General features: G+C 66.7%; 1 protein-coding gene. It reads left to right on the forward strand.

Annotated elements, in window-relative coordinates:
- Positions 1 to 48: 48 nt before the first annotated feature.
- Positions 49 to 1,301 (forward strand): IS256 family transposase (locus ACZ6IM_RS42630; RefSeq protein WP_469564643.1); only part of this gene is annotated, 1,253 nt, incomplete at its 3' end.

Genomic DNA, 1,301 nt, shown 5'->3' on the forward strand with positions numbered 1-1,301 from the left:
GGGACTGTAAATCGTTCGGTGTAACTCCCGATCATGGAGGATGCATCGATGACCAGTGAGAACGTGGCTGAGCCCGAGGCCGTTGAACCCTCGAAGAGGGTGCCGGCGAAGGCCGTGGACGACCAGTTGATCGACGAGCTGGTGGGCCGGGCCCAGGCCGAGGGCCTGCATCTGACGGGCGAGGGCGGGCTGCTGCAACAGCTGACCAAGCGCCTGCTGGAGTCCGCCCTGGAAGGCGAGATCACCGATCACCTCGGCTATGACAAGCACGATCCCGCGGGCAAGAACGGCGGCAACTCACGCAACGGCACACGCTCCAAGACCGTGCTGACCGACGTCGGCCCGGTGGAGATAACCGTGCCCCGCGACCGCGACGGCTCCTTCGAACCGAAGATCGTCAAGAAGCGGCAGAAGCGCCTGACCGGGGTCGACGAGATGGTCTTCTCGCTGGCCGCGAAGGGCCTGACCACCGGCGAGGTCCAGGCCCACCTTGCTGAGGTCTATGGCGCCGAGGTCTCCCGCCAGACCATCTCCACTATCACCGACAAGGTGCTGGAGGGCATGGCCGAGTGGCAGAGCCGGCCCCTCGACCCGGTTTATCCGGTCGTCTTCATCGACGCCATCCACGTGAAGATCCGCGATGGTGCGGTCGCCAACCGGCCCATCTACGTGGCCCTGGCCGTCACCACCGAGGGCCGGCGCGAGATCCTCGGGCTGTGGGCGGGCGACGGCGGCGAGGGCGCCAAACACTGGCTGCACATCCTCACCGAGATCAAGAACCGCGGCGTCAGCGACGTGCTCATGCTGGTCTGCGACGGGCTCAAGGGCCTGCCCGAGGCAGTGGAGACTGTCTGGCCGCGGACCATCGTGCAGACCTGCGTCGTGCACCTGCTGCGGAACTCCTTCCGCTATGCCGCCCGCCAGGACTGGGACAAGATCGCCAAGCTCCTCAAGCCCGTCTACACCGCGGCGACCGAGGAGGCGGCCCTGGAGCGGTTCGCCGAGTTCGCCGACGTCTGGGGCCGGAAGTATCCGGCGATTGCGAAGCTGTGGGAGAACGCCTGGGAGGAGTTCACCCCCTTCCTGCGGTTCGATACCGAGATCCGCCGCATCGTCTGCACCACCAACGCAATCGAGTCGGTGAACGCCCGCATCCGGCGGGCGGTCAAGGCCCGCGGCCACTTCCCCAACGAGCAGGCCGCCCTGAAGTGCGTCTACATGGCGATCATGTCCCTCGACCCCACGGGCAAGGGCCAGGCCCGCTGGACCATGCGCTGGAAGACCGCACTGAACGCCTTCGA

The organism is Streptomyces sp. NPDC042336 (assembly GCF_055581985.1).